The organism is Variovorax sp. GW821-FHT10C12 (assembly GCF_059415405.1).
In genome coordinates this window covers 115,413-133,995 of sequence record NZ_JBWKNE010000007.1, presented here as the reverse complement: position 1 = coordinate 133,995, position 18,583 = coordinate 115,413, and the positions used below count along the sequence as shown (strand labels likewise).

The following is an 18,583-nucleotide window of genomic DNA, read 5'->3' as shown; positions in this document are numbered from 1 at the left end:
CGAAATCCGGTGTCGTTGTGCGGACCCGAAAACGAAGCCGATTGCGCGCACCTTGCGCCACACTGGCGGCACCATGAAAACCGGCACCCTCGATCGCATCGACCAGTGCATCCTGGCCGAACTGCAGGCCGACGCGGGCCTGCAGAACCAGACGCTGGCCGAGCGCGTGAACCTCTCGCCCTCGGCCTGCCTCAAGCGCGTGCAGCGGCTGCGGCGCGCGGGCGTGATCCGCGAGGAGGTGGCCATCCTCGATGCCGCGCGCGTGGGCTTTCCGGTGCTGGTGATCTCGCGCGTGTCGCTGCGCAGCACCACGCGCGAGGCGATCGGAGCCTTCGAGCGCAAGGTGCATGCGCTGCCGCAGGTGCTGCAGTGCCACTGCGTGGCCGGCGAGACCGACTTCGTGCTCGTGATCTGCGCGCGCTCGCTGCCCGACTACCAGGCCTTCGCGCAGGAGCAGCTGGGCGACGCGCTGGCGCTGGAGAACTACTCGAGCGACATCGTGCTGTCGACCACCAAGTTCACGACGCGGCTGCCGCTGGACAGCGCCTGAGGGCGCCGCCGCTACAGCAGGCGCACCAGCCGCCGGATCGCGCCGTCGATCTGCGACTCGGCGATCAGGCCGAAGCCGAAGGCCAGCCCGTTGGGCGCATCGGGCGCCTGCGGGTCGAGTGCGAAGCGCGACAGCGGCGGCAAGGTGATGCCGGCCGCCGCGGCGCGTTCGACCACCACATGGTCGCGCGCGCCGCCGTGCAGCCAGGCCGACAGGTGCAGGCCGGCATCGGACGGAATCGCCTCCAGCCGGCCCGCGCCGTGGCGCGCCAGCGCGTCGAGCAGCGCGCTGCGGCGCGCACCGTACAACTTGCGCATGCGGCGGATGTGGCGCGCCAGGTGCCCTTCGGCAATGAAGGCCGCGAGCGCCTCCTGCCCGAGCACCGGGCCGTGCCAGTCGGCCAGTTCGCGCGCCCGCACCAGCGCCGCGCGGGCCCAGGGCGGCGCCACCACGAAGCCCAGGCGCAGCGCGGGAAACAGACTCTTGGAAAAGGTGCCGACGTAGAACACCGAGCCGGCGCGGTCGAGCGTCTGCAGCGCATCGAGCGGACGGCCGGCAAAGCGGAACTCGCTGTCGTAGTCGTCCTCGATGAGCACGGCGTTGCGCGCCCGCGCAAAGGCCAGCAGGGCGGCCCGGCGCGGTGGCGACATCGCCACGCCGGTGGGGAACTGGTGCGAGGGCGTCACGCAGACCACGCGCGCCTCGGGCGGGATGCGGTCCACGCACAGGCCTTCGTTGTCGGTCGGCACCGTGACCACCTTCGCGCCGGCGGCCAGCATGGCCTCGCGCAGCGAGGGATAGAACAGCTGCTCGACCGCCACCACCGTGCGCCCCGGCACCACCAGGATGCGCGCCAGCAGCCCGAAGGCCTGCTGCGCGCCGGCCGTGACCACGATGTCGTCGGCCGTGCAGCCGACCGCGCGCGTGAACGACACGTGCGCCGCGATCGCCTCGCGCAGCGCGCCCTGGCCCTGCGGGTCGGCGTAGTCGGCGGTCTGGCGCGCGACGCGGCGCAGCGCGCGGTCGGACAGGCGGCGCCAGATGTCGAACGGAAAGGCGCCGACGTCGGGCAGGCCGACGCGGAAGTCGTCGCGCGCGGCCCGCGGCTGCAGCGTGGGGGCGAGGTCGGCGCCGGGCACGTTCAGCGGCACCAGCCGCGGATCGCGCCGGGGCGCGGCGCCCGCCTCCTTGGGCGCGGCGCGGCCGCGCCGCAATGCCGGCAGCGTGTCGGCCACGTAGGTGCCGGAGCCCGGGCGCGCCAGCAGGTAGCCCTCGCTCAGCAGCAGGTCGTAGGCCGCCAGCATGGTGTTGCGCGACACGCCCAGCCGCTGCGCCAGCGCGCGCGTGGCGGGCAGGCGGGCGCCGGGCTGCAGCCGGCCGTCGAGGATGGCGTCGCGCAGCTGGCGGTGCAGCGCGCGCAGCAGGTCGCGCGAACCGGCGACCGGCAGGCGCAGGGCAAGCTCGAAAAGTGGCTCCATGATCTTTGCCGATTGTGGTTCTTTTGAAGAGCCGCCTGCAATCCTATTCTGGAGGCCTTGGAACACCCACCCATGGAGTCCTTCACCATGCACACCGCTCCTGAAACCTCACCGCAACTGGCCGCCGAACGCCTGCCCCTGGGCCTGGCCTGGCTCGCGCTGGGCGCCTTCGCCATCGGCACCGAGAGCTTCATGGTCGCCGGCCTGCTGCCGGTGCTGGCGGCCGACCTGCACGTCAGCGCCGCGCGGGCCGGCCAGCTGGTGCTGCTGTTCGCGCTGAGCTATGCGATCGGCTCGCCGCTGATGGCCGCGCTGCTCGCGCGCTTCGGGCGCCGCCCGCTGCTCATCGCCAGCCTGGCGACGTTCGCGGGCCTCACGGCGGCGGCCTCGATGGCGCACGGCATCGCACAGCTGGCCCTGGCGCGCGTCGCACTCGGGCTGGTGGCGGGCGTGTTCCTGCCGACGGCCAGCGCGGTGGCGGCGGCGATGGTGTCGCCCGCGCTGCGCGGCCGGGCGCTGGCCATCGTGACCGGCGGCGGCACCGTGGCGGTAGCGCTCGGCGTGCCGCTGGGCGCCTGGATCGCGGGCTGGGGCGGCTGGCGCACGGCCTACCTGCTGATCGCCGCGGTGGCGGCGCTGGCCACCTGGGGCCTGTTCGTGGGGCTGCCGCGCACGCTGGTGCAGGCACCCGCTGACGCAGCCCCGCGCACCTCGGCCTTCGCCGTGGCGCGCGAGCCCGGCGTGGCGCCGGCGCTGCTGGCCACCGTGCTGTGGGCTACGGGCGGCTTCAGCTTCTACACCTACATCGCGCTGTTCCTCGTGCACACGCTGGGCTTCGGGGCCGAGGGCGTGGGCGCGGTGTTCTTCGCGATCGGCGTGGCCGCCGCGCTGGGCACCGCGACCGGCGGCTGGGCCACCGACCGTTTCGGCGCCGACCGCATGGCGCGGGGCTTCGCGCTCGCGCTGGTGGTGATCATGGGCGGGCTCTCGTTCGCCGCGCAGATGCTGCCGCGCGGGCTGGCGCTGCCGCTGATCGTGGGCCTCTCGGCGCTGTGGGGCTTCGCCGGCTGGGGCTTCGGGCCGGCGCAGGCGGTGCGGCTGATCCGGCTGGCGCCCGATCGTGCGCCGATGACGCTGTCGCTCAACGCCTCGGCGGTCTACCTGGGCATCGCGGCGGGCTCGGGGCTGGGCGGCGCGACGATCGCATGGGTCGGCGTGAGCGCGGTGGGGTGGGTGGGCGCCGCCGCCCAACTGGCGGGGCTGGTGCTGCTGTGGCGCGCGGCGCGGCGGACCCGGTCGGCGGCGCTGCCGGCCTCGGTGGCATCGGCCTGCGCCTGACCTTGCGATGCATTGCTATATTTTTAATAGCTACCATCGCAAGATGGACGGCCCTTCAGGGCCTTTTTCATGCGGGCGTTGTTTTTAAGATAAGCAACTGTCATGCCCTGCAAGCTATAATGTCGGGTTCGTTTCGATACCACGACGAAGAATTTCGTCACTCCCGCCGGCTGACCTGCACTGTCCTTGGATTCTTCAGGCCTTTCATTTTCAAGCCGGCTTCACAGTGTGTTGGAGCGCCAGACCGGGCGCCCATGATTGCCACCACTGCCTTCGTTCCTGTTGAAGCGAATTGCGCATCCCCCGCGCCGTTGCGGCCGGTCCGCGTCCGTTTTCAATTATTTTTCAGGCTCTTCGCGCGCTGTCTCTGCGCGTGGCGCCAAGGCTTCATGGACATCATTCAACACAGTATCGCGGTGGGCAAGTACCTTGTTTCCCCGCTCATTCGACACCAGGACGACGGCGGCTATGCCGCTTCCGTCTCGATCCGCTCCGGCCACGGCAGCGGCATGCACGACCGCGTGATGCGCTTCACGCCGCGCTTTGCCAGCCACGCCGCGGCGCTCGGCTACGCCATCGAACAGGGCCTGGGCTGGGTGCGCGAACGCGCACCCGTGGCCCCTCTCGCACTTCCGTGCGCGGCCTGAAACAATTGCACCCAATTCCATCTCCAACACACATCGAACGATTCAGAGGTAATCACTTATGCCCAAGGAAGAACTGATCGAAATGAACGGCGCAGTGACCGAAGTCCTGCCCGACTCGCGCTACCGCGTCACGCTCGACAACGGTCACCAGCTGATCGCCTACAGCGGCGGCAAGATGCGCAAGCACCACATCCGCATCCTGGCCGGCGACAAGGTCTCGCTCGAGCTCTCGCCCTACGACCTGACCAAGGGCCGCATCACGTTCCGTCACCTGGAACGCCGCGGTCCCCCGCCGACCAACTCGGGCAACAACTCGCCCCGCCGCTGAGCGACGCCCGGCCGGCCTTGCAGAGCGCCCTCCCGGAGGGGGCCCTGCAAGGCCTTTGTCTTTTCCGGGCCGTCACTTTTTTTGCTCCTCCGTCTTCCTGTCTGTCTCCGGCTGCCGAACGATGAACACCACCACCTCCCCAGCCGGCGGCCTCCCCGCCGAACCCCACGGCTTTGCCACGCTGGCGCTGTCGCCCCAGATGCTGGCCAACCTCACCCAGCTCGGCTACACGCAGATGACGGCCATCCAGGCCGCCGCACTGCCGCCCGCCCTGCTCGGCAAGGACCTGATCGCCCAGGCCAAGACCGGCAGCGGCAAGACCGCCGCCTTCGCGCTGGCGCTGCTGTCCAACCTGAACCCGCGCCGCTTCGCCATCCAGGCGATGGTGCTGTGCCCGACGCGCGAGCTGGCCGACCAGGTCACGACCGAAATCCGCCGCCTGGCGCGCGCCGAAGAGAACATCAAGGTGGTCACGCTCTGCGGCGGCGTCGCGCTGCGCGGGCAGATCGCCAGCCTGGAGCACGGCGCGCACATCGTCGTGGGCACGCCGGGCCGCATCATGGACCACCTGGAGCGCGGCAACCTCGACCTCTCGGCGCTCAACACGCTGGTGCTCGACGAGGCCGACCGCATGCTCGACATGGGCTTCTTCGACGACATCGTGACGGTGGCGCGCCAGTGCCCCAAGGAACGCCAGACGCTGCTGTTCTCGGCCACGTACCCCGAAGGCATCGCCAAGCTCGCGCAGCAGTTCATGAAGAACCCCGAGCAGATCGCGGTGCAGGCCCAGCATGAAGGCAGCAAGATCCGCCAGCGCTGGTACCAGGTGAAGGACAGCGAGCGGCTGCACACCGTGAGCCTGCTGCTCGACCATTTCCGTCCCGTGAGCACGCTGGCCTTCTGCAACACCAAGCAGCAGTGCCGCGACCTCGTCGAGGTGCTGCAGGCGCAGGGCTTCAGCGCGATGGCGCTGTTCGGCGAGCTGGAGCAGCGCGAGCGCGACCAGGTGCTGGTGCAGTTCGCCAACCGCAGCTGCTCGGTGCTCGTGGCCACCGACGTGGCGGCGCGCGGCCTGGACATCTCGCACCTCGAAGCCGTGATCAACGTCGACGTGACGCCCGACTCCGAGATCCACATCCACCGCGTGGGCCGCACCGGCCGCGTGGGCCAGCAGGGCGGCTCGGAAGGGCTGGCGCTCAACCTGGCCAGCATGAACGAGATGGGCTTCGTCGGGAAGATCGAGCAGCTGCAGGGCCGCGAATCCGAATGGCACAACCTGGCCGAGCTCACGCCCGCGAAGGGCGCACCGCTCACGCCGCCGATGGCCACGCTGCAGATCGTCGGCGGGCGCAAGGAAAAGATCCGCGCCGGCGACGTGCTGGGCGCACTGACGGGCGACTGCGGCTATGCCAAGGAGCAGGTCGGCAAGATCAACGTCAACGAGTACTCGACCTATGTTGCGGTGGACCGCAGCATTGCCGAAGAAGCCGCACGCAAGCTCGACAACGGGCGTGTGAAAGGCAAGAGCGTCAGGGTCCGCCTGCTGACACCGCAGTCGACCTGACACCCCTCCCATGGCCCGCCGTTTCGCCTCTTGGCATGTGAAATCTGCCGATGTGGCCTAATTGAGGGTCGAACATCTTTTTTATCCGAGCTTTCCATGCCCAAGAAAATCCGTACCGAAGCCGACCGTCTTGCCAGCCCGAAGCCGACCCCCATGCCCGGCTACACCGCGCCTCGCACCGGTGGTGGCCAGAAGGTCAGCCTGGAACGCGGCACCGCCACGCGCAGCAAGAAGAACCCGGGCAAGCGCCCCACCAAGGGCGGCTGATCCAGCCCCCACGGCTCTTTCTTCGGAGCCACGACGAACGCGCCCCCGGGCGCGTTTTGTCATTGGGCCCGCTTAAAACAAGGCCGCCATGTCGGACGACAACCAGATCTACATTCCGCCCTCGTTCTTCGCGGTCTACAGCGACACGCGCCAGCGCCTGAGCGAGCCGATCGACGTGGTGCGCGCGCGCTACGAGATCTGCGAAGACCTCGCCGGCCACCTCGTGGGCCATGCGCAGATCCAGCACCACACCGAGGTGCCGGTCGAAAGCGAGATCCTGCGGCGCATCCACGCGGGGCTGGCCACGCCGGAATCGGGCGTGTCGCCCGCCGAGGCCGAATGGATCGTGCAGCGGCTGGCCGAACTGCTGGGCTGGCCCGGCCCCGAGCCCGTCGCAGCTGACGATTAAGAAAGCAGGGGCGCACGGTGCGGCTCAAGGTCGGAGAACTCGCCAGGCGCACCGGCCTCACGGTGCGCACGCTGCACCACTACGACGCCATCGGCCTGCTCGTGCCCTCGGCGCGCTCCGAGGCCGGCTACCGGCTCTACGACGCCACCGACATCGGCCGCCTGCACGCGATCCAGGCCCTGCGGCTGCTGGGCCTGCCGCTGGCCGACATCGGCGACCTGCTGGCGGCGCAGGGCGGGGCGCTGCCGGACATTCTCCGGCGCCAGATCGTCTCGCTCGACGAGCAGATCGCCCAGGCCACGGCGCTGCGCGAACGGCTCGACCTGCTCGAACAGCGCCTGAGCGACGGCGACCCGCCCGGCCCGCAGGACTGGCTGGCCACGCTGGAGCAGATGAGCGCCTACGCGCGCTATTTCAGCCCGGCCGAAGTCCAGTCGCTGATGACCAACGGGAAGGCCGTGGCCGCGCTGTGGCCACCGCTGATCGCCGAGGTGACGGCCTGCATGGCCGGCGGCGTGCCGGCCGACGCCCCGCAGCTGCAGCCGCTGGCCGCCCGCTGGATGACGCTGATGGGCCTCTGGATGGACAGCAACTTCGACCGTGTCGCGCGCTGGGGCGAGATGTACCGGCGCGAGCCGGTGGTGCGGCTCGACAACGGGCCGTCGGCCGAACTCATCGCCTACATCGAACAGGCCATCGGCCTGCGCATGGCCGCGCTGCTGCGTCACCTGAGCACCGACGACCTGGCGCGGCTCGGCCCGCCGCCTGACGACGAATGGCGCCGGCTGGCGCATGAACTCGCCGACCTGCAGGCGCGCGGCGTTGCGCCCGGCGACGCCGCCGTGCAGGCCATCGCGCGCGCCTGGGCGCAGCTTTTCGAGGCCTTCACCGACCACGACCCGGCCCTGGCGGCCCGGCTGATGCAGGCGATGGCCGCGGAGCCGGTGCTGCAGGCCGGCGCGGTCGCCACGCCCGCCGTGCGCGAGTACCTGCTGCGCGCCTTGGCCCTGGCCCGGCCCGACGCCACCACAGCCCCTTGACCCTGACGTTGCGTGAGGCTCGAGAGTGGGCCGCATGAACAACGCACACACGCCTCAACGGCTCCACGCGCTCGACAACCTGCGCGCCCTCATGATGTGGCTCGGCATCGTGCTGCACGTGGCGATCAACCACCTCACGGTCGATTCGCCGCTGCCCTGGCGCGACCCGAAAACCTCGCCGGTCGCCGACCTGCTGCTGCTCTTCATCCACAGCTTTCGCATGCCGGTGTTCTTCGTGCTGGCCGGCTTCTTCGTCGCGTTGCTGGTCGAGCGGCGCGGCGCCCACGGCATGCTGAAGAACCGCAGCCTGCGGCTGGCGCTGCCCTTCGCGATCTTCTGGCCGCCGCTGTTCGTGGGGACCACGGTGCTGGCGATGGTCTTCATCCACCTGAGCGTGCGCGGCGTGCCGGGCATCGACACCGCGCTCACGCCCGCGCGGCAGCCCGGCGGTTCGCCCTTCAACACGATGCACCTGTGGTTCCTCTACCAGCTGTTCTGGTTCAGCGTGCTGGCCTGGGCCGGCGTGCGGCTGCAGCGTTTCGTGCCGGTACAACTGCGCGATGCCATCGCCCGCGGCTTCGTGGTGCTCGCGGAACGCCGCTGGGGCTTCGCGGTGCTGGCGCTGCCGCTGGCGGTGACGGGCGCCTTCCATCCGTCCGGCTTCGTGATGGAGAGCGGCGCGTTCCTGCCGCCGTTCGCCGAGTGGGTGCAGAGCGGCCTGTTCTTCGTGTTCGGCTGGTACGTGCACCGCGACCAGGAGCGCCTGCTCGCGCGCTTCGCTGCGCGATGCAAGGGCCATGCGCTGGCCGGGTTGGCCTTCTTCCTTGTGACGCTCGCGCTGCTGGGCGCCATGCGCGGGCCCGGTGCGCACCGCCTGCCGCACCCCGAGTTCTGGATCGCCTTCGCCTACAACGCGACCTCGTGGCTCTGGAGCCTGGCGCTGATCGGCGGCTTCGTGCGCTACCTGCCGCGCCAGAACGCGGTGCTCGCATACCTCTCGGAAAGCTCGTACTGGGTGTATCTCGTGCACATGCTCGGCACCATCGGCTTCGGCATCCTGCTGTTCCACGCGCCGCTGGGAGCACTCGCGAAGATGGGGCTCAACATCGCGGCCACCTCGCTGGTGGCGCTGGCGAGCTACCAGCTGCTGGTGCGCCACACTTTCATCGGCCGGCTGCTGAACGGTCAGCGCGCCGCGAAGCGCTCGACCAGGAAGTCGACGAAGGCGCGCGTCTTCGCCGCCAAGTGACGCGAGGGGTACACGGCGTACACCGGCGTGCGGTCGGCCTCCCAGTCCTCGAGCGCCGCCTGCAGGCGTCCCGCTGCCAGCTCGTGCTCGACATAGATGCGTGGCACCAGGCTCAGGCCGAAGCCCGCGAGCAGGGCGTCGCGCACGGCGATGCTGGAGCTGACCTTGTAGCGCCCGTCGATGGGCACCGCCACGCTGCGCCCGGCGCGGCGGAAGGTCCATTTGTTCGCGTGGCCCGACAGGGTGAACTGCACGCACTCGTGGGCCTTCAGGTCTTCGGGCGCGGCCGGCCGGCCGTGGGCCGCGAAGTAGCCGGGCGCGCCGCACAGCACGTGGGTCATGGTCATGAGCTCGCGCGCGACCAGGCTCGAGTCTTCCAGCCGGTCGCTGCCGCGGATCGCGAGGTCGTAGCCTTCGCCGATCAGGTCGATGCGGGTGTCCTGCAGGTTCAGCTCCAGCCGCAGGTTGGGGTGGCGCGCCATGAAGGCGGGGATGTGCGGCGAGATGCAGGTCAGCGCGAAGGTCAGCGGCGCGCTCACGCGCAGCACGCCGCCCGGGCTCGCGCCCACGGACGCCAGCGCGGCGTCGGCCTCGTCCAGGTCGTCGAGGATGCGCGCGAGCCGCTCCACGTAGGCCGCGCCGGCCTCGGTGAGGCTCATGCTGCGCGTGGTGCGGTTGATCAGCCGCACCTTCAGGTGCGCCTCCAGCTCGGCGATGTTCTTGCTGACGGCCGCGGCCGACAGCCCCAGCTGCCGCGCGGCGCCGGCAAAGCTGCCCGCCGCGGCGGTGGTGCGAAAGACCTTGAGGGCGGTGAGATGGTCCATGGGCCGGCGCTCGATTGACGACTGTCAGTAAAGAATCAATTCATTATTCGAGCATTCACAACCACAGGTCAACGGCCTAGATTCGAGCCATGACCTCCAACAACCGCACCACCGACGTCCTGCTCACCGCGATCGCGCCTGCGGTCTGGGGCAGCACCTACATCGTGACCACCGAGCTGCTGCCGGCGAACTACCCGCTGACGGTGGCGCTGCTGCGCGCGCTGCCGGCGGGCCTGCTGCTGATGCTCATCGTGCGCCAGCTGCCGCCCCGGGCGTGGTGGGGGCGCATCCTGCTGCTGGGCGCGCTGAACTTCTCGGTGCTGTGGGCGATGCTGTTCCTGGCCGCCTACCGGCTGCCGGGCGGCGTGGCGGCCACCATCACCTCGGTGCAGCCGCTGTTCGTGGTGTTCCTGGCTGGCCTGCTGCTGGGCGCGCCGGTGCGCGCGCTGTCGGTGGCGGCGGCCGTCATCGGCATGGGCGGGGTGGCGCTGCTGGTGCTCACGCCGAACGCCGCGCTCGACGCGCTGGGCATCGCCGCGGCGCTCACGGCGGCGGTGTCGATGGCCTTCGGCACGGTGCTGAGCCGCCGCTGGCAGCCGCCGGTGTCGGCGCTGACCTTCACGGCCTGGCAGCTGACCGCCGGCGGCCTGCTGCTGTTGCCGGTGGCGCTGTGGCTGGAACCGCCGCTGCCCGCGCTCACGGCGATGAACTGGGTCGGCTTCGCCTGGCTCGGCCTGGTCGGCGCCGCGCTCACCTACATCGTGTGGTTCCGCGGCGTGGCGCGGCTGGAGCCCTCGGCGATCGCGCCGCTGGCCTTCCTGAGCCCGGTGACGGCGGTGATCCTGGGCTGGGCCTTGCTGGGCCAGAGCCTCTCGGGCTGGCAGATGGCGGGCATCGGCATCGTGATCGCGAGCATCTGGCTGAGCCAGCAGGCGCAGCGCGTTGCGCAGCCGGTGCCGGCGGTGCAGCCCGCACCCAGCCGCTGAGATTTCAGCCCACAGGGGCGGCGCGGCGCAGCAGCTGCAGGTAGCCCGGCTGCACTTCCATACGCGCCGTCGCGCCCTGGCGCTGCAGCAGGCGGTGCGCCTTCGGCAGCGCCCAGCAGGGCAGGTTGGTGAACATGTGGTGCTCGCAGTGGTAGTTGACCCAGTAGGGCGCCACGAAGATGCGTTCGAGCCAGCCGGCATGCGTGGTGCGCGCCTGGCGCAGCGGGTCGGCCTCGTTCTGCGCCACCAGCGCATGCTCGGCGATGTTGCGCACGCGGCTCACGAGCGGCAGCCAGGTCGCCATCGGCAGCAGCCACATCAGCACCCAGGCCCACCAGAAGCCCGCCACGGCGAAGGCCAGCAGGCCCAGGCCGTTGCCGATGAGGAAACGCCTGTCCTTCGCCAGCTCGCGCCCGAACACGCGCAGCGCCGATTCGCCCGGTGCACGTTGACGAATGCCGTCGGCGATGTGGCCGAAGCGCTGCTTGTAGAAGGTCTGGCCGCTGAGGTCGCGCGCGACCTTGCGCCACATCGAGTCGCGCGAGATCGGGAAGGGCGCCGACAGCACCAGGTCCGGGTCTTCGGTCTGCTGCACGAAGCGGTGGTGTTGCAGGTGGTAGGGCCGGTAGTCGCGCAGCGTGGGCGAGCACAGCCAGTAGCCGACCCAGTCGTTCACCTTGCGGTTGCGGTGCAGCCCCGCGTGCGCGGCGTCGTGCATGAGGATGAACAGGCCCAGCTGGCGCGTGCCGACGATCGGCACCATGAGCGGAATCGTCCACGGCCAGACGATGCCCACGAGCATCGCGGCGCCGATCACGCCCCAGCAGTGCGCCACCAGCCACAGGCCCCGCCAGGACGAACGCGTGGTGAGCGATTGCCACTCGTCGGGGGTGAAGAAGTCGTCGGGTCGAGCGCGGGGTGCAGCGGCCATCGGGCCAGTATGCGGCGAAGGCGCCGGCAGATCACGCGTAGTTCCCCGGTGTGGGCGGGGGAAGGCGAGGCCCTTCGGCCTACTTGTCGATGATTTTCCGGGCGAAGACTTCGAGGTAGTCCATGAGCCGCTCGGCGCCCGCGATGGCCGCGGCCTCGTCGCCGGTGGCGATGCCCTGCGCCAGTTCGAGGTGCGCGTTGGCGCCCTCGACGATCTCGCCCTCGTGCTGGTAGGCGTACCAGAAGCGCCGGCACTGCACGATCAGCGGCACCACCGCCTTCACCGCCGAGTCGTTGTGGCTCGCCTGGTGCGTGACGAGGTCGAGCGCGCGGTCGGCCTGCATGTAGTCGTTCAGGTCGCCGCGGCCCGCGGCCTCGACCATGGCCTCGGCGCAGCGCACGATGGCCTGGCGCTGAGGCGCGGTGGCGCGGCGCGCGGCGCAGGCGGCAATCAGCCGCTCGAGCACGCGCCGGGTCTGGATCACATCGAGGTGATCGGCCAGGTCGATGGTCGACACCAGCAGGCCGCGGCGCGGCTGCTGCACGATGAGGCCGATCGACACCATGCGCATCAGCGCCTCGCGCACCGGCGTGCGGCCCAGGCCCGTGCGCTCGGCCAGCTCGGCCTCGACGATCTGGCTGCCGGGCTCCAGCTGCATGGTGGACAGCAGCGCCTCGATGGCGTCGTAGGCCAGGTCGGCCGCGCGGCGCTTGGGCGGGGGTCGGGGAGCGGTCTTCGGGGCGGCCATGGTGGGGATGTGGATGTGCTCGTGCGTGTACAGATGCGGGGCCGTCATTGTCGGGCGTCGCCGGGCGCTGCGAGCCCGGCCAGTGTCTCGATGCGGACCGGCACCAGCGGCGGGCGCGGCGCGGACGGCGTCCAGCCGAACAGGAACTGCGCCGCGTCGCCGCAGACGCGCCCCTGGCAAGCGCCCATGCCGCAGCGGCGGTGCAGCTTGGCATCGGTCCAGCCGGTGCAGGTCGCGAGCGCGGAAAAGGGCACGTCTTCGCAACGGCACACGAGCGTGTCGGGGCGGGGCAGGGCCTTGAGGTCGTCGGTCAGCGCGAAGCGGCGATGCAGTTGCGCCGCGAAAGCGTCCCAGCGGGCGCGTTCGCGGTCGTGCGCGCGGGCCTGGGCGGCCTCGCCGACGGCGGCGTGACCGGCGATGGTGCCCTGCACCAGCGCGCGCTCGCTGCCGCCGAAGCCGGTGCATTCGCCGGCCGCGTAGATGCCCGCGACGCTCGTGGCCTGCAACGCATCGACTGTGATGGCTTGCCCCGCCAGCGCGCAGCCGAGCAACTGGCCGAGCTGCGCGTTGGGCGTGAGGCCGAAGCCGCAGGCGATGCGGTCGCAGGCCATCTCGACCTCACGATCACCTTGGCGCAGCCGCACCGATTCGACCTGCGTCGTGCCCTGCGCCGAGACCACGCGCGACGCGGTGCGGTAGTTCGCATCGGCCAGCGTGAGCGCCTGCACGGCCTTGCCGGGCCAGCGCACGAGGCTGGCACCGAAGGCCGCGACCGAGGCGAACGACGCCTGCTCGGCGATGCGCAGCACCTGCGCGCCCGCTGCCTTGGCCGTGGCAGCAGCGGCCAGCAGCAAGGGCCCACTGCCCGCGATGACGATGCGCTCGCCCTCGACCGGCAGGCCGGCCTTGATCAGCGCCTGCAGCCCGCCCGCGCCCGTCACGCCGGGCAAGGTCCAGCCGGGGAAGGGCAGCAGCAGTTCGCGGGCGCCGGTGCACAGGATGAGCTTTGTCCACCGCATGCGCGTGGCGCCCTCGGCGTCTTCAATCAGCAGTTCATGCGAAGCAGGCGCGGCGACCACCCGCGTGCCGCTGCGCACGCGGATGTTCGCGTGGCGTGCGAGCGCCTCGCGCCACTGGCGTGCCGCCGGCGGCAGCGAAGCGCCGGGACCGTCGCGCCAGATCTGTCCGCCGGGCACGGGGTTGTCGTCGATCACCACGACCGACGCACCGCTGGCCGCCGCCGCCACGGCCGCGGCCATGCCCGCCGGGCCCGCGCCGACGACCAGCACATCGCACGCGTCGAGCGCCACGCCGCTCATGCCGTCGTCTCCACGCGCATGCCTTCAGTGCACACGGTCTGGCAGGCGAGGCGTCGCCGCCCGTCGATCTGCACGCGGCATTCCTGGCACACGCCCATGCCGCAGAACGGCGCGCGCGGCTGGCCCGTGACCGAGGTGCGCGCCGCGCCCATGCCGCCGGCGATGCGCAAGGCGGCGGCGACCGAACTGCCCGCTTTCACGCGCACGAGCTGGCCATCGATGTGCAGTTGCGTCCGATCGCTCATGCCCGCTCCCGCAGGCCGCGCGGCGCATACGGCGCGGCGTCGAAATCGGGCGCCCTGCCGGTCATCAGCGCCGCGAGCACATGCGCGCTGCCAGGCGCCGTGGTCACGCCCAACCCCTCGTGGCCGACGGCGAGCCAGAGCTTCTCGCGCCACGGGTGCCTGCCCAGCAGCGGCAGGCCGTCGGGCGAGGCGGCGCGCAGGCCGGTCCACGCGCGCACGGCGTTCAGGTCGGCGAGCCCCGGCAGGTAGTCGAGCGTGCGCTGCAGCATGCGCGCGAGCATCGGCGCCTCCACGGCCAGGTCGGTCGTGTCGAACTGGCGCGACGAGCCCACCAGCAGCTGCCCCGTGGGCCGCGGCTGCACGTTGAAAGCGACCGAGTCGCCGTCGCTGTGGTGCGCGCTGGTCACGTAGCCGAGCTCGACGAGCTGGTGGTGCACCGTGCCCGGGTAGCGGTCGGTGATGAGCAGGTGGCCCTTCTTGGGGCGGATCGGCAGCTCGGGACACAGCGTCGTCGCCTCGATGCCGTTGGCGAGCACGACCTGCGGCGCGGTGCGGCGGCTGCCGTCGGCCAGGCGCAGCGTGCCGTCGTCTTCGATGGCCTCGACCTTCGCGTGTTCGACCTGCACCAAGGCCGCGTGCTGCGCGAGCAGCCAGCGCGCCGCGTTCGGCGCATAGAGGATGCCGTCGCCCGGCACTTCGAGCGCGCCCGACAGGCCCGCGCGCAGGGCGGGCTCGGCGCGCGCGAGTTCGGCCGCAGTCAGCAGCCGGCTCTCGATGCCGAGCGCGCCCAGCCGCTGCTGCTTGCGTTCGGCCTCGGCCATTTCCTCGTCGTTCGCCGCGATCCAGAGCGTGCCGCAGGGGCTGTAGGCGCAGTCGGCGCCCAGGCGCGGCGCGAGCGCGCGCCATTGCGCGACCGAATGGCGGCTGAGTTCGAGCTCGGCCGCGTTGTCGTCCATCACCACGAGGTGGCCCATGCCCGCGCCGGTGGCACCGCCCAGGCGCGCGTCGAGCACGCACACGCGGCGCCTGGCCTGCGCCAGCGCATGGGCGCACGCCGCGCCGACGATGCCGGCGCCGATGACGATGACGTCCGCGTCCATGCGCCCCGGTGTCAGAGGCAGATGCCCCAGCCGAAGGGGTCTGTGTCGTCGATGAGCAGCGTGGCCTCGGCACTGATGTGCGCGCGGCCGCGCAGCGTGGGAATGACCTGGTCGCCGTCCATCGCGTAGCTCGCCTCGAAGACGCTGCCGATCACGCTGGCCTGCCGCCACACCGCGCCCGGCGCGAGCTTGCCGTCGGCCGCGAGGCAGGCGATCTTGGCGCTGGTGCCGGTGCCGCAGGGCGAGCGGTCGTAGGCGTTGCCGGGGCACAGCACGAAGTTGCGGCTGTCGGCGCCTTCGTCATCGTTCGCGAAGAGTTCGATGTGGTCGATCTCCGCGCCGTTCGCGCCCGTGATGCCCTGCGCCGCCAGCGCCTTGCGCAAGGCGGCGGTGTAGTCGGTCAGCGCCGCGAGGTTGTCGCTCGCCACGCGCTGGCCGTGGTCGCTCACGAGGAAGAACCAGTTGCCGCCCCACGCCACGTCGCCGCGCACGGTGCCGTGTCCGGGCAGCTCGACCGCCACCTGGTGCAGGTGACGGTACGCGGGCACGTTGCGCACGCTCACCGAGCCGTCCTCGTGCAGCGTGGTCGTGACCGTGCCCACGGGCGTCTCGATGCGGTGCTCGCCCACGCCGATGCGCCCCATGTGCGCCAGGCTCGCGACCAGCCCGATGGTGCCGTGGCCGCACATGCCCAGGTAGCCGGCGTTGTTGAAGAAGACCACGCCGGCCGCCGCATCGGGCGACACCGGCTCGCACAGCAGCGCGCCGACCACGACGTCGCTGCCGCGCGGCTCGAGCACGGCGGCTGCGCGCCACTTGTCGTGCTGATCTGCGAGCAACGCGCGGCGCTCGGCCATGGAGCCCTTTCCCAGATCGGGAAAGCCGCCGATCACAAGGCGCGTGGGCTCGCCGCCCGTGTGTGAGTCGATGACCTGGATGCGTTGCATGGGTGTGGGGCTCACTCAGTAGCTGGCAATGGGCACGGGGGCCGCGTTCTTGAAGGTGAAGACGGTGATGGGCGCCTGCTTCATGTTGCCCTTGTCGTCGTACGCGTAGGTGGCGGCCACGCCCTTGTAGGTGGCCTTGTAGAGCTCGGCGCCGACCTTGTCGGGGTCGATGGCGTTGGCCTTCTTCATCGACTCGCCGATGAACAGCACCTGGTCGTAGTACGAGGCGGCGTACGCGTCCGGGTCGACGTTGAAGCGCTTCTTGAACTTCTCCTTGAAGGCCGGGCCGCTTTGCGCCTTCTCGAGCATGGAGCCGCCCTGCGCGCAGAACACCAGGTCGTTCACCGCGTCGCCGCCGATCTTGCCGGTGGCCGGGCTGCACACGGTGTCGCCGCCCAGCAGCTTGCCGGGCACGGCCAGCTGCTTCATCTGGCGCGCCATGGGCGCGGCCTGCGGCGCGTAGCCGCCGAAGAAGATCGCCTCGGGCGCCTTGCCCTTCATGTTGGTCAGGATGGCGGTGAAATCGACGGCCTTGTCGGTGGTGAACTCCTGGCCGACGATGGTGAGGCCCTGCTTCTTGGCCTCCTTGGTGAACTCTTCGGCGAGGCCCTGGCCGAAGGCGGTGCGGTCGTCGATCACGCCGACCTTCTTCACCTTGAGTTCCTTGGCCGCGTACACGGCCATGGCGCCACCGATCTGGTTGTCGCTGGCGATGATGCGGTACAGGTTCTTGTAGCCGCCCTGCGTGACCTTCGGGTTGGTGCCCACGGTGGACACCAGCGTGCCGCCGTCGCTGTAGATGCGCGAGGCCGGAATGGCCACGCCCGAGCAGTACGGGCCCATGACGAACTTGACGCCGTCGTCGACGAACTTCTGCGCCACGCTCACGCCGGTCTTGGCGTCGCACTGGTCGTCTTCGGAGACCAGCTCGAACTTCAGCGTCTTGCCGCCGACGCTGAGCTTCTTCGCGTTGAGCTCCTCGATGGCCAGGCGGATGCCGTTTTCATTGTCCTTGCCCGCGAAGGCGTTGGGACCCGACAGCGGACCGCTGTGGCCGATCTTGACCACCTGCTCCTGCGCATGCGCGGGGCTTGCCACCGCCAAGGCAACAAGGCCCGCGAGACTGAGTGAGGAAACCATGCCTGCTTGTGACTTCATGCTTCTTCCTAGGGTTGGGAACAATGAAAAACGACAGGGCCCTCGTGCATGGAGCACCTGCCTCAGTTTAAATATATTAAGTACATATCTTGCAGATATCTGTGGGGCAAGCGCTCTTTCGGTCGCTGGGGTTCTGTGATATCTGTGAACGAACGGGCTGTTCGGGGCGCGATCCCGCCGACGGGGCACCTTGCTCCGCGAATGTCCCCCGGCCTGCGGCCTCCTCCTTGATTTCGCTGCGCAAGGCACCCCATCGACGTGATCGTTGGGCAGTGCGGTGATTTGATCGGGCAGCACAACGACAGCGCCCAGCGTGCCCGGGACACTGGGTGCTTCCCGCAGCGAAATCAAGGAGGAGGGGCGAAGCCCCGGGGGACATTCGCGGAGGGAAGTACCCGGTGGCCCGGGCACGCGCCCCGGACAGGAGCACCCACCCGGACGACAACAAGAAGGTCAGTCGACCTTCGCCCCCGAAGCCTTCACCACCACCCCCATCGCATCCCAATCCGCGCGCAGCAGCTTCTGGAAGGCTTCGACGCTCTGGCTGCGCGGCTCCACGCCCAGGCGCTTGAAGCGTTCCTGGATCGCCGGATCGGCCAGCACCTTGTTGGCCGCCGCGTTGATGCGCTCGACCTCGGCCTTCGGCGTGCCCGCCGGTGCCAAGAGGCCAATCCACGAATCGAAGGCGTAGCCCGGCAGGCCGCTCTCGCCCACCGTCGGCAGCTTCGGCAGGAAGGGACTGCGCGATTGGCCCGTGGAGGCCAGCAGCTTCATGCGCGCGTCGTCCTGGAAACCCATCACGCCGATGCTCGACGAGATCACCGCCTGCACGCGGCCCGCGAGCACCTCGTTCACGGCCTCGCCGGTCGACTTGGTCGGGATGTGCGTCATCTGCAGCCCCGCCTTCGCGAGGAACGACGCCATCGCCAGGTGCGTGGCGCTGCCGTTGCCGGCCGAGGCGTAGTTGTACTTGCCGGGGTTGGCCTTGACCTCCTTGATGAAGTCGGCCGTGGTCGCCACGTTCATGCCGCTGGCCACCGCCAGCACGTAGCCCGCGTTGCCCACGTTGGCCACGCCGACGAAGTCCTTCAGCGGGTCGTAGGGCAGCTTGCTGTACAGGAAGCCTGCGATGTTGTGGCTGGCCGCCGCCAGCACCAGCGTGTTGCCGTCGGCCGGCGCCTTGGCCGCCACCGCCGCGCCCACCGTGCCGCCCGCGCCGGCGCGGTTCTCGACGATGGCGCTGCCGCCGAGCGCAACGCCCAGCTCGTTGTTGAAGGCGCGCGCCACCGTGTCCTGCACGGCGCCCGTGCCGAAGGGCACGATGATGTGGATCACGCGCTGCTGCGCGTGCGCGGCACCAAGGCCGCCCAAGGCCACGGCGGCTGCAAGCGCAGCCAGCGAACGTCGGGTGAACAGGGGAAAAGTCATCGAGGTGGCCGCTTTCATCGTCAACAA

At 70.5% G+C, this 18,583-nt stretch carries 20 protein-coding genes; 10 read left to right on the top strand and 10 right to left on the bottom strand.

What is annotated here, in order from left to right; translation table 11 throughout:
• The first annotated feature begins 73 nt into the window (after positions 1 to 73).
• Positions 74 to 550 (top strand): Lrp/AsnC family transcriptional regulator, encoded by a 477-nt coding sequence (locus AC07OH_RS25305; protein ID WP_492682083.1) that lies wholly within the window; start codon positions 74 to 76, stop codon positions 548 to 550.
• A gap of 11 nt (positions 551 to 561) precedes the next feature.
• On the opposite strand, the gene pdxR is transcribed toward AC07OH_RS25305, so the two are convergent.
• A complete protein-coding gene (pdxR, locus tag AC07OH_RS25300; protein WP_495302551.1) occupies positions 562 to 2,028 on the bottom strand; it encodes a MocR-like pyridoxine biosynthesis transcription factor PdxR in 1,467 nt (488 codons plus the stop codon).
• An 87-nt stretch (positions 2,029 to 2,115) separates the two neighbouring features.
• Here pdxR and AC07OH_RS25295 point away from each other — a divergent pair, with 87 nt between their 5' ends.
• From AC07OH_RS25295 to AC07OH_RS25260, 8 genes are all read left to right on the top strand, one after another.
• On the top strand, positions 2,116 to 3,366 hold the full coding sequence (locus AC07OH_RS25295) for an MFS transporter (protein WP_495302550.1): 1,251 nt from the start codon (positions 2,116 to 2,118) through the stop codon (positions 3,364 to 3,366).
• A 389-nt stretch (positions 3,367 to 3,755) separates the two neighbouring features.
• The gene (locus AC07OH_RS25290) at positions 3,756 to 4,013 is read left to right on the top strand and encodes a hypothetical protein (RefSeq protein WP_099794174.1); all 258 of its coding nucleotides are present in this window, start codon (positions 3,756 to 3,758) and stop codon (positions 4,011 to 4,013) included.
• Between the two features lie 58 nt (positions 4,014 to 4,071).
• The gene (gene infA / locus AC07OH_RS25285; protein ID WP_099794175.1) at positions 4,072 to 4,341 is read left to right on the top strand and encodes a translation initiation factor IF-1; all 270 of its coding nucleotides are present in this window, start codon (positions 4,072 to 4,074) and stop codon (positions 4,339 to 4,341) included.
• Positions 4,342 to 4,462: 121 nt separating this feature from the next.
• Positions 4,463 to 5,905 (top strand): ATP-dependent RNA helicase DbpA, encoded by a 1,443-nt coding sequence (gene dbpA, locus AC07OH_RS25280; RefSeq protein ID WP_495302549.1) that lies wholly within the window; start codon positions 4,463 to 4,465, stop codon positions 5,903 to 5,905.
• Between the two features lie 96 nt (positions 5,906 to 6,001).
• Positions 6,002 to 6,172 carry a hypothetical protein gene (locus AC07OH_RS25275; RefSeq protein ID WP_180288607.1) on the top strand — a complete coding sequence of 57 codons (171 nt, stop codon included), beginning with the start codon at positions 6,002 to 6,004 and terminating at the stop codon, positions 6,170 to 6,172.
• An 88-nt stretch (positions 6,173 to 6,260) separates the two neighbouring features.
• Positions 6,261 to 6,581 (top strand): hypothetical protein, encoded by a 321-nt coding sequence (locus AC07OH_RS25270; protein WP_495302548.1) that lies wholly within the window; start codon positions 6,261 to 6,263, stop codon positions 6,579 to 6,581.
• A gap of 17 nt (positions 6,582 to 6,598) precedes the next feature.
• Positions 6,599 to 7,621, top strand: a complete 1,023-nt coding sequence (locus AC07OH_RS25265; RefSeq protein WP_495302547.1) for a MerR family transcriptional regulator — start codon at positions 6,599 to 6,601, stop codon at positions 7,619 to 7,621.
• A gap of 34 nt (positions 7,622 to 7,655) precedes the next feature.
• On the top strand, positions 7,656 to 8,870 hold the full coding sequence (locus tag AC07OH_RS25260; RefSeq protein WP_495302546.1) for an acyltransferase family protein: 1,215 nt from the start codon (positions 7,656 to 7,658) through the stop codon (positions 8,868 to 8,870).
• Here AC07OH_RS25260 and AC07OH_RS25255 read toward each other — a convergent pair.
• Complete coding sequence (locus AC07OH_RS25255) at positions 8,807 to 9,694, bottom strand: LysR family transcriptional regulator (RefSeq protein WP_495302545.1); 888 nt, start codon at positions 9,692 to 9,694, stop codon at positions 8,807 to 8,809. The two genes, AC07OH_RS25260 and AC07OH_RS25255, sit on opposite strands and share 64 nt — an antisense overlap.
• An 89-nt stretch (positions 9,695 to 9,783) precedes the next feature.
• On the opposite strand from AC07OH_RS25255, the gene AC07OH_RS25250 reads away from it, so the two are divergent.
• The gene (locus tag AC07OH_RS25250; RefSeq protein WP_495302544.1) at positions 9,784 to 10,680 is read left to right on the top strand and encodes an EamA family transporter; all 897 of its coding nucleotides are present in this window, start codon (positions 9,784 to 9,786) and stop codon (positions 10,678 to 10,680) included.
• 4 nt (positions 10,681 to 10,684) lie between these two features.
• Here the strand turns inward: AC07OH_RS25250 and AC07OH_RS25245 are convergent, their stop codons facing one another.
• The 8 genes from AC07OH_RS25245 to AC07OH_RS25210 all read right to left on the bottom strand — a co-directional run bounded on the left by AC07OH_RS25245 (position 10,685) and on the right by AC07OH_RS25210 (position 18,556).
• Positions 10,685 to 11,611, bottom strand: a complete 927-nt coding sequence (locus AC07OH_RS25245) for a fatty acid desaturase family protein (RefSeq protein WP_495302543.1) — start codon at positions 11,609 to 11,611, stop codon at positions 10,685 to 10,687.
• A 79-nt stretch (positions 11,612 to 11,690) separates the two neighbouring features.
• Entirely contained in the window at positions 11,691 to 12,407 is a 717-nt protein-coding gene (locus AC07OH_RS25240; protein WP_495302542.1) for a GntR family transcriptional regulator, read from the bottom strand.
• Entirely contained in the window at positions 12,404 to 13,678 is a 1,275-nt protein-coding gene (locus AC07OH_RS25235; protein ID WP_495302541.1) for an FAD-dependent oxidoreductase, read from the bottom strand. Before AC07OH_RS25235 ends, AC07OH_RS25240 begins: the two co-directional genes overlap by 4 nt.
• Positions 13,675 to 13,923, bottom strand: coding sequence for a (2Fe-2S)-binding protein (locus AC07OH_RS25230; RefSeq protein WP_495302540.1), 249 nt, complete (start codon positions 13,921 to 13,923; stop codon positions 13,675 to 13,677). Before AC07OH_RS25230 ends, AC07OH_RS25235 begins: the two co-directional genes overlap by 4 nt.
• Positions 13,920 to 15,023 (bottom strand): NAD(P)/FAD-dependent oxidoreductase, encoded by a 1,104-nt coding sequence (locus AC07OH_RS25225; protein WP_495302539.1) that lies wholly within the window; start codon positions 15,021 to 15,023, stop codon positions 13,920 to 13,922. Before AC07OH_RS25225 ends, AC07OH_RS25230 begins: the two co-directional genes overlap by 4 nt.
• An 11-nt stretch (positions 15,024 to 15,034) precedes the next feature.
• Entirely contained in the window at positions 15,035 to 15,970 is a 936-nt protein-coding gene (locus tag AC07OH_RS25220; RefSeq protein ID WP_495302538.1) for a 4-hydroxyproline epimerase, read from the bottom strand.
• A 15-nt stretch (positions 15,971 to 15,985) separates the two neighbouring features.
• Complete coding sequence (locus AC07OH_RS25215; protein WP_495302537.1) at positions 15,986 to 17,128, bottom strand: branched-chain amino acid ABC transporter substrate-binding protein; 1,143 nt, start codon at positions 17,126 to 17,128, stop codon at positions 15,986 to 15,988.
• A 453-nt stretch (positions 17,129 to 17,581) separates the two neighbouring features.
• Complete coding sequence (locus tag AC07OH_RS25210; RefSeq protein WP_495302536.1) at positions 17,582 to 18,556, bottom strand: tripartite tricarboxylate transporter substrate-binding protein; 975 nt, start codon at positions 18,554 to 18,556, stop codon at positions 17,582 to 17,584.
• Between the last annotated feature and the right edge of the window lie 27 nt (positions 18,557 to 18,583).